The sequence below is a fragment of the Photobacterium sp. OFAV2-7 genome, assembly GCF_022347985.1.
Classification (GTDB): Bacteria; Pseudomonadota; Gammaproteobacteria; order Enterobacterales; family Vibrionaceae; genus Photobacterium.
In genome coordinates this window covers 1-9,701 of record NZ_JAKRFQ010000091.1, presented here as the reverse complement: position 1 = coordinate 9,701, position 9,701 = coordinate 1, and the positions used below count along the sequence as shown (strand labels likewise).

Below are 9,701 nucleotides of genomic sequence, written 5' to 3'. Positions count from 1 at the left end.
AATCCTGATTGAGCTCATTGCAGGGAGCATCTGTATTAAGCAACGCACCGTTATCACAACGGAAAGTCGGAAAATTTCCTATCGGGGTGCCTTTGGCGGTATCCATCATCCAAAACGGACGTAAACCTTTCTCGACATGTTCAAGCCATCGCTCACCGGTTGGTAACAGCGAACTATCTGACGAGCCACTTTCTGACACGCTTTGCGCCATAACCGGTACTTGAACCACGCAAAACACACTCAGAAAAAGTAGTAGCCCCCGGATGGGGTTTCGTACCCAAGCGTTCATGATAATCCTTTATATTTATCTAATAAAATCAATAGATAATATAATGGCAAGGGCCTGCACAAACTGTCTTCAAGCTCACAGCAATAAGGTCTTTGATTAGATCATCGTGGCTTTTACTTCTTAATTCGCTTCATTGCTGAGCGGAACAGTTCAATGACCGTCGATGCCAAGGCTGTTTCCGGGTGGGATGCGTTATAGTCTTCGAGCACTGTAATATAATTGGATTTAAACTTTTCAACGGCCTCTTTTTCATTGTCGGCGTAGATAAAATCATCTTCGACTTCAAATCCCTGGGCGATTAGCTGCTCTTTCTCCCGGAGAAACGTCCCAGAAGCCGAGTCCAGGAAGGTAAACTGACGACGGTCGCTATTTGGCAGAACGAAAAATTGATATTTGGCCATGTCTTCCCTAATAATATTAACAGGATGAATAGCTATATCGGCACATCGTGAGTGACTGGACAAGTCCTGGTTTTAGCATTCATTGCTATGATCAAAAAAATAAACCCATCGGCCCATTATTTATCCCAAATAGCACCGATTTCTGGGTATTCGCTCCAACCAAGTACTAAGCACGGCTTCACTCTGTCACCCAGCTCCCTCCGTCCTAAACCACACTCCACACACCTTCGTTCGAGCACTGCACATGTATTTTCCTGATGTCAGGCTATTACGTCTTTGAATCTATCTGCCACTTAGTATGAACCTAAAGCCATCCTAACTTTTTATTTTTCAATAGGTCACTCGCCGAACCGTCTAACCATTCAGCATTCCTGAATAGAATTTCATGCATTCAGTCAAGCTTAGATCACATACAGTCACGGGATTTTTGTTTAGCATAGTTCGAATTCGATCATCAATAGCTCGAATTCGAACCATAGAATAATCAGCAACAACAGTACCAAGCAGTATGGCTGGCATTCACTCTGCTTTGCTACATGAACCATCCACATAACAACAACGATATTCAACACAGATCAGCGTTATATAAAGAGGGAGCAACATGGCATTAGGGAAAATGAAATCGATTAGATACATCTACCCGCTTTATTTTACGGGTTTTATGCTCATTGTGGGGCTGGTGACCACACTAGGTATAACCCACTGGGTATCCCCCAAGTTAGTCGATAACGAAGAGACAATTATTGAAGGCGTGCTTCAGGCACTGAATAATGAAATATCAATGGAGCTAGAACAAGTTCAGTCGCAGCAACGCGCCATCACCCAAACCATCCCGCTAGTCTCTAGCGAGCAGATAGATCAGATTTTACCGGGCCTGGTCGATCAATACGGCAACAGCAAAGTCTTTGGCGGTGGTATCTGGCCACTTCCCGGACAGCGCCAGCAAGATATTGAGAAATTCAGTACTTTTTTCCACCGGGATGCCAGCGACAAATTGATCGTCAACACTTATTGGAACTCGAAAGACTCACTCAAATACTACGAACAGGTGTGGTACAAAAATGGGCTGGCCGCGCCAACGGGACTTTGCGCATGGGCACCAGCCTACAAAGATTCGGCCAGCCCTGAGGCCAGAACCAACTGCGCCATGTCAATCTTTAAAGACAACCAGCGTTACGGCGTGGCAACCATTGATCTAACTCTGGGCTTTTTCAATGAACTGGCCGCCAAGAACGAACAAGCCCTAAACGGAGACATTCTTATTGTCGAAGCCGACGGAAAGATCCTCAACAACACACGGAGTATCAATCGCTCGCTGGTGCTCGAAAACCTTTCATCAGTCACACAGCAATCCCCTTTTGCGGCCAACATAAATAGACATCTCGTCGAGGTAAGAGAAGGAGTCCCGCTACAGCTTAGCTATGATGATAAGGGTATCACGCATACTCTGTTCATGAACAAAATTGCCGGTACCCCATGGATAGTCGCCTTCAGCACTGAAACAGCGTTGCTCGAAGTGACAACCGACTCTATTCTCACAACCCTGGCGTCAATCCAGCTCCCGATTGCTGCCACTATTATCGTATTTTGCTTTATTGCCTTCTCTCGCCTGACCCGGCGCCTTGCAGCATTGAGAAATAACATCGAGTCATTGTCGTCGGGTGAGGCCGATCTAACCGCCGAAATCACTATCAACAAATACGATGAAGTCGGTGATATCGCTCTCTCCGTTAACCATTTCATCCTCTATCTGCGCAATATGATGGGCTCGGTTTCTGACGCCAGCCACCAGATCTCGGACATCATCCATAATGTCGAAAACCAAAGTCGCACCAACCAAGGTATTGTCGACCAACATGCCGGTGAGACCGTACAGATCATCACCGCAATCAATGAAATGGCAGCAACAGCCGAAACAATGGCACGTAATGCCACCGAAACCGAAACAGTCACACACGAAACAACCAGTTCCGCCGACCAGTCAAAGCTGACCATTAATCAGGCCAGCGACAGTGTCTCCTTGCTGATGGAACAAGTTGAAACGGCCTCAAACAATGTCACAGAGATGAGCAATGAAACGCAGAATATCAGCTCGGTGCTCAACGTCATTCAAGGCATTGCTGAACAAACAAACCTACTGGCTCTGAATGCGGCCATCGAAGCGGCGCGTGCCGGAGAGCAAGGCCGGGGCTTTGCTGTCGTCGCTGACGAGGTCCGTGCACTAGCGGCTCGTACCCAAAGCAGCACATCTGAAATCAACGAGATGCTGAATCGCCTACAAGCAGGGGTTAACAGCGTCGTTACGGCAATGGACAACACTAAGGCTCGCTGTTCGGTCGTCGTCGATGATACACAGCGCGTGAATGGCGGCTTAGATGAAATGATTGGTGCCGTGAACACAATCAGTCATTCGAGTACGCAAATTGCCGCGACGGCAAAAGAACAGCACGCGGTAACAGAAGAAATTAATCAGAATATGGCTCAGATCCAAAACATCATCGAGATGCTAACGGCCAATGCCCAACAGACCACCCGTTCAACCCATTCTTTATCGGATGCCAACAAGCAGTTAAATGAACTAGTGAGGCAGTTCAAGCTCAACTGATTCAAATCGGGGAAAATAGAAGCTCATACTGTCAGGCGGCCATCACCGGCGGCCTGACAGATAGAGTGTCCCGCCTAACCCTCTATCAACTTCATGAGCAAGTGACCGTCATACATCGCCTGCTTCACCAGAGCCGCCCCCGGCATGGTCGCCTGGGTATAGAAACAGCTTTGTTCGATCTTCAGATCCTGGTTATAGACGGGCAACGACTGGGTGCGGACGCACTCCATGATAGCTGGGTAAAGAATGCTCTTGGCCCGATTAAATTCGCCGCCAATCAGTATTTTCTCTGGATTGAACAGGTTCACCATGATAGCAATTGCCTGCCCGAGGTTATGACCCAGCTCGACAATCACCAACCTTGCAAGGGTGTCCCCTTCGACCGCCGCATCACAGATCTTTTCGATGGTCAGTACCTTACCGTGAAGCGAAGACGGGTGCCCTTCCCGCAGCCCTTGCTCGACCTGTTCGATAATTGCTTTTACGCTCGCCACCGTTTCCAGGCAGCCGTGGTTGCCGCAAAAACAACGTTTACCATAAGGTTTGATTTGAATGTGCCCCAGTTCACCGATATTTCCGATACGCCCCTGAAGCACGACGTTGTCCAACACAATGCCCGCACCGACGCCATGATGCACCGAAATCAATATGGAGTTCGCGACATCACGCGAATTACCGAATAGCTTTTCAGCCAGCGCCCAGGCTCGCGTATCATTGCCGATAAAAACCGGTAGCCCGGTCGCCTCATGAATTGCTGGGCCAAGCTCCAGATTATGCACATCGTAGTGCGGCATCTGTATAATGATGCCCTTCTCTGCGTTGACCAGTCCCGGTAGTGATACGGCAATAGCCGTGATACGGTCTAGCTCGCCGACGTGGTTGGCAAAAAAGGTGTTTATTTCGTCAAGGAGCTTCTTGAGGACAGCATCTTGTTGCAATACTTCGATATCCTGACGCTCTTCCACCAGGATATCACCGCCAAGCTCGTGCAAGGCAATGGTCAGATAGCCGCGCCCGAGACGGATCGACATAAACTGCCACCCTTCATTTGCAGGAAGCAACCCTATCGCCGGTCGGCCCCGGCTGGTTGATTCCTGATACTGGGTCTCCTTGACCAGGTGAGCTTCAATCAACTCTCGGGTGATCTTGGTGATACTGGCAGGTGCAAGCTGACTGCGTTTAGATAGTTCGATGCGAGAAATAGGGCCGTACTGGTCAATAAGCTTGTAGACGCTGCCGGCATTATTTCTTTTAATATGGTCAATATGACCAGGCTGAGCGACATACATGCCAATACTCCCGACATTAAAAGTGAAAATAAACGTTAGTAGATTAATTTTTTTACTTTGCGAACTAATTGTGAAGCCGAATCTTTCGAGGACGTGATATCCATCACGACTAATACGCAACTATACCCATTTTTTGTGCTATCAAATCATTATCAGGCATCTTTTTACGGTAGTTTTTTTACTATTAAAATTTAAGATATACCCAAAGCAAATTATTGCATGCTGAACTCATATACTCATGCATTTTTCACGCGAACCAGCCAACATGTATGACTCGAATTTCACGTGCCACTAATGACTAAAGACATCTACCGCAAGTTTTGACATAATACTCTGCTGCTATTTTTGCAGACAGTTTTTGCAATATACAATGATCAACTCGCCACGAGGTTAGCGGTGTACAAAATTAACGAAGTCTTTGAAACCATTCAAGGTGAAGGTGTATTTACCGGCGTCCCAGCCATCTTTGTCCGTCTGCAGGTCTGCCCTGTTGGCTGCGCCTGGTGTGACACCAAACAAACCTGGACGGCCGAACCACAAGATTTTGCCCCGCTGGAAGACATCATGGCAAAAACTGCCGATTCACCGCTTTGGACAAACCTTGACGCTGACGGCGTGGTTACCTTACTAAAAGATCAAGGCTACACCGCCAAGCACGTCGTTATTACCGGTGGCGAACCTTGTATCTATGATCTTGTTCCTCTTACCCAATCACTGGAAGAAGCAGGCTTTCGCTGTCAAATCGAAACCAGCGGCACATCGGAAATCAAGGCAACAGCCAATACCTGGGTGACTGTATCACCGAAGATCAATATGAAAGCCAAACTGGCTGTTCTGCCTTCAGCACTAGAACGCGCCGACGAAATCAAACACCCGGTAGGTACAGCAAAGGACATTGAACAACTCGACAACCTGATCGACGGAGTCGCGCTAAAACCCGATGTCAGCATTGCCCTGCAACCCATTAGCCAGAAACCGAGAGCCACAGCGCTGTGTATTGACACCTGCGTGAAACGCAACTGGCGACTGTCAATCCAAACCCATAAATATCTTGCCATTGCCTAACCCGAAAAAATCCGTTCCTGTTCGATAGCAGGATCCCCAAGCCATCATAAAGTGGCTTGGGACAAATTTTTCTCAGCCCCTGCCCTTTTTTCTGCCCTCTAGTGGTTGGCTATTAGTTAGTAGTGCGTATCTCACTAACGTTTTTATTCTTACATGTTAGATCCCTGACCAATCTACAAGACAGTGCCCTTCCTTTAACACAGCAAAAATGCCCCAAATCTATACTGAGCGCAAAACATAATAAATGTTTGGGGATTTTGTTATGCGCGCTTATCTAGGATATTGCCTTGCCGCTTTCTGCTGCCTGTTACTATCGGCTTGCGGCGGCGGAGGCAAAGACGAACCCGTAGCAGCAGGTCCAGCGGCCCCTGCCTCGACCAAATTTACGATTACTGTTGATACGCCTGCGGAGTTACTCACCGCTAAAACAGCAGGTTTTGGTATTATCAGCTCCGCCTACGCTGAAGCTCAGGCAAACCTTACAGAAAGCAATTTCGCTGCTGTCTGGCTCGACAGCAAAGGGAAGATCCTCGAGCGCATAGATATTACCAGTTGGCAGAACCTCGGTAACGGTACCTATGTGATAGAGGCCGGTACCCGGATCAGAATCAATGCGGTTCTTCTTGTCGATCAGTCACCGACACCAGATATTACAGTGACTATAGGTGATGCGATCCCTTCTCACGTCTATATGGTGCCATTAACCGAAGAAAGAATTGCCGTCAGCCTGAAATCCAGCCTGGCCTATTACGCCCTTACCCAGCGAGTCCAGCTTGACGAAAGCTGGGGGATCTTCGAAGAAATTGTCGCTAATCCCTCACGCAGCAAAGTTTTTTTATTCCAGCAGGATCTCAACGCCATTGCCGATGATCTTGAAGCAACCCTGCTACCAAAACTGGGTCTTGAAAACATGAGGATCAGCAACCTACTGTCGCTTTCTATCGTGCAGAGCATGACCGCAGGCAGAATGGAGCGCTTCGTGACAGAGCAGGCAGCTGCAGAAGCCAATGTTCAGGCTATTCTCAACGATGGCTACTGGAAAGTTGACAGCTTCAATTCCAACAGCGGCAGCGGCATTCTCGCCGAGCAAATGGTATACGACGGACAAGAGGCCGAGATCGGGGAAACAACCATCACTGAGTATCGCTGGGATAAAAACGGCGCTGAAGAGATCTCGTTATCGGAAGTTTTCACCTACCTCAGCGGCTCGACCAGCTTCGGCTCTGACGACATTACCCATCAGGTGCTCACATCCAACGGCTGGGTCGGCCTGTTTGATTACCTCAAAGTCGAGGTCGCTACGGCAAAAACCCTGTTGCTGACCGATGCAGCGTTGGACAAGGAGGATGAAACAGGGATCACAATGAACGCCAGTGTTTACCCACTGAGCGGTAAGAAGATCCATAACTATCTGTCTGACAAGGATAACCATTACGTTACCCGCTATATCCAGCCTGAAGCAACATTTGAAGACGGCGCATTTGGCTTTTATTTCACCTGGCGTCCTGAAAAGGAACGCTACCTGCTATGCGACAACCGCAACAACAATACCGCCTGCCGGATCTCACCCGTGTTATTACCCGATACTGGCTATACCGATCTGAACAGTGTTCTAACAGATCCGAGTGACGCCGCCAACAGCGTTGATGATATAAACGGCTTCAAACTTGCTGATAATATTATTATTGAGTTTATTTCCGATAATGTCTTTACCGCCAGGTACTGGGTGAACATTGCGGCCGACAACTGGAGCGTGCAGGAAGCCAGTACCTGGGCCCCTATCAATGTATCTGGCAAAGCCATGTTCCGTTTTGAGGTGCCAGCTGTTATCAAACAGCTGTCTGATAACTACCCATTTGAGCAACAAAGCCTGTTTCTAGTCGAGGATCGCGGTTTTGTCCATATTGGCGAGAGCCTGCTTGATAATGAAGCCTTCCACTTTTCCGGTTTCGATAATGTCGCCAAGGAACAGATTTTTGCTGCAGCCAGCCGGGACAACCTACCTCCGTTCGGGGTTTGTAATTTCGGCAACGGCTTCGGAACCAATCTGAGCAAATTCCTCAATGCCGTCACAGAGTGTGGTGGGGACGAACGCTTTACCTCTCAGAGCGCAAATGCCCTTGTCGATCAACATCTGGTCCAAATTTCCGAGCAGGGAGAGATCTCAGCGATGATCTTGCGCGCCAATAACAGCTGGGAACAGTATAGTAATACTGCCCTGATCCCCGCTAATCGCCAATGGGCGCTGACCGAAGAAGGCTACTTAAAACTCACACCGAATGGCTCCAATGCAGATAGATTCGACTTCTGGTCATTAACCAACCTGGATCGCAACAGAGGTATTCTGGCTCTCAAGGTCTACTCGGCTAACAACGAAACCGGCAATCAGATCTCAACCCTGTTAACCAAGCAGTATGCGCCTGATCAGTTGGCTGCCTGTACAACCCAAAATTCGGGCTGGGCTCAACCCGCAGCCACCCCTGTGACCAAGAAAACGCTGGCGCAATACCAAGACCAAGTCGCACAATGCAAAGTCATCTGGGAGCAGCGAAACCCGCGGTTCACCGAATCACTGCTCATCGGGCAAACAGGCAATACCAGTGACGATAAGGCGTTGCGCTTTGCTGGTGATAGCTCACGCTTCCTAAAGCTCAGCGATAATTTTGAAGGTGACTTTTTCACTGGGAATTACATTCACGAAGATGGCTGTAAATTTAATATCCCGATCAGATGGAAGCTTGAAGATGACGGTACGTTATATTACGAAGCTGTTGACGGCTCATTAAACGAACGGATAGCAATGACCGATACTGATGGTTTCCGTTTTGCTATCAAGGGTTTTAACCATCAGACTCGCTGGCAGGAAGATGCAACACTACAGTTTGCCGCCGATGACGGTGAAATATGGAGTGATATTGTCTCATTGATAAGCGCATCAAGCGTACCGAATGTCACCCACCAGGAACTGTTAGATAACCCCGAGATCCCTGAAGAAGGGCCGATTGCAGGCACCATTCTTAATGACGGACTCGAGTGTGCGCCACCGGCGCCACCACCGCAGCCTGCACCATAAATCCCTCCTTAACTGGATTAATATCCAGTTATATAGGCAGAAAAAGCTCGCACTGTCGAGCTTTTTTTTGTCAAAGCAAATAACATCGATATTTTTCATATTCTGTTTTTTTTGTGACCCACTTGTCACGTTCAACTTCACAATAACCAGCGCAAAACTATTTTTTAACAAGCGCAACAAGTACACTATACCCCTATAAAAAATATAAGAATAACAGTCAGAACTGTTATCTGAACCATCCGAAGTCGCTCTTCAATCTGTAGAAAGCAAGGCATTGATCTCCTCATTGCTTTGGCTGCTGCCGTGGAAAAGAGCAGACACGGTCGGTGCCTATTTAGATTGCGATGAAACGCCCTACAAAAGAGATCATGGAAGATGCGCTTAACTATTGCTCACAAGCTCCTCTTAACACTATTTACCGTGTTCACCGTTGTGCTTATCACATCACTGGCCTACGAATCACGCCAGCAAAAAATGCTACTTGAGTCGGTTATTAGCGAGCAAACCCTGGACAAGGCAGGTAACTACTTTGACAGCCTGAACATGATGATGCTGACAGGGACCATGGCCCAGCGCGAAACCTTACGGGATAAAGTACTCTCTCATAGCGGGATCGAAAATGTTCGTGTTATTCGCAGCCCGGCGGTAACAAATATATTCGGCCCGGGTCTCGAGGATCAGGCGCCAGTCGACGAATTTGACCACCGCGCACTTAAAGGCGAGCAAATTACCGAGACTATCACCACCAATAACAGCCAGACCCTACTGGTTGCCCTGCCAATGAAAGCCAGCTCCAACTATCGCGGAACCAACTGCCTCCAGTGCCACATCGTGCCCGAGGGCGAAGTGCTTGGCGTGGTTCGTCTGGAATATAACCTCGGCCCTCTCTATCAGCGCGTCAATGAGCAGCTACTGATTGCCGGCGGGATCATGGCAGCGATTGCAGCAACCGGCTTTCTGTTCTCGTTAACCCTGATCC

5 protein-coding genes and 2 pseudogenes are annotated in these 9,701 nt (G+C 48.3%); 4 read left to right on the top strand and 3 right to left on the bottom strand.

Features of this window, described 5'->3' with window-relative positions:
- Both MHN01_RS07920 and MHN01_RS07915 read right to left on the bottom strand, forming a co-directional pair.
- Nucleotides 1-289: pseudogene (locus tag MHN01_RS07920) on the bottom strand (N-acylglucosamine 2-epimerase); the annotation flags it as partial.
- A gap of 113 nt (nt 290-402) precedes the next feature.
- The gene (locus MHN01_RS07915; RefSeq protein WP_239410833.1) at nt 403-690 is read right to left on the bottom strand and encodes a hypothetical protein; all 288 of its coding nucleotides are present in this window, start codon (nt 688-690) and stop codon (nt 403-405) included.
- A 601-nt stretch (nt 691-1,291) separates the two neighbouring features.
- On the opposite strand from MHN01_RS07915, the gene MHN01_RS07910 reads away from it, so the two are divergent.
- Entirely contained in the window at nt 1,292-3,295 is a 2,004-nt protein-coding gene (locus MHN01_RS07910; RefSeq protein ID WP_239410832.1) for a methyl-accepting chemotaxis protein, read from the top strand.
- Nucleotides 3,296-3,369: 74 nt separating this feature from the next.
- On the opposite strand, the gene MHN01_RS07905 is transcribed toward MHN01_RS07910, so the two are convergent.
- On the bottom strand, nt 3,370-4,584 hold the full coding sequence (locus MHN01_RS07905) for an ROK family protein (protein ID WP_239410831.1): 1,215 nt from the start codon (nt 4,582-4,584) through the stop codon (nt 3,370-3,372).
- A gap of 396 nt (nt 4,585-4,980) precedes the next feature.
- Between MHN01_RS07905 and queE the strand changes: the two genes are divergently transcribed.
- From queE to MHN01_RS07890, 3 genes and pseudogenes are all read left to right on the top strand, one after another.
- Complete coding sequence (gene queE, locus MHN01_RS07900) at nt 4,981-5,649, top strand: 7-carboxy-7-deazaguanine synthase QueE (RefSeq protein WP_239410829.1); 669 nt, start codon at nt 4,981-4,983, stop codon at nt 5,647-5,649.
- A 262-nt stretch (nt 5,650-5,911) separates the two neighbouring features.
- Nucleotides 5,912-8,722 carry a hydrogenase expression protein HypA gene (locus MHN01_RS07895; protein WP_239410827.1) on the top strand — a complete coding sequence of 937 codons (2,811 nt, stop codon included), beginning with the start codon at nt 5,912-5,914 and terminating at the stop codon, nt 8,720-8,722.
- Nucleotides 8,723-9,097: 375 nt separating this feature from the next.
- Nucleotides 9,098-9,701: pseudogene (locus tag MHN01_RS07890) on the top strand (methyl-accepting chemotaxis protein); the annotation flags it as partial.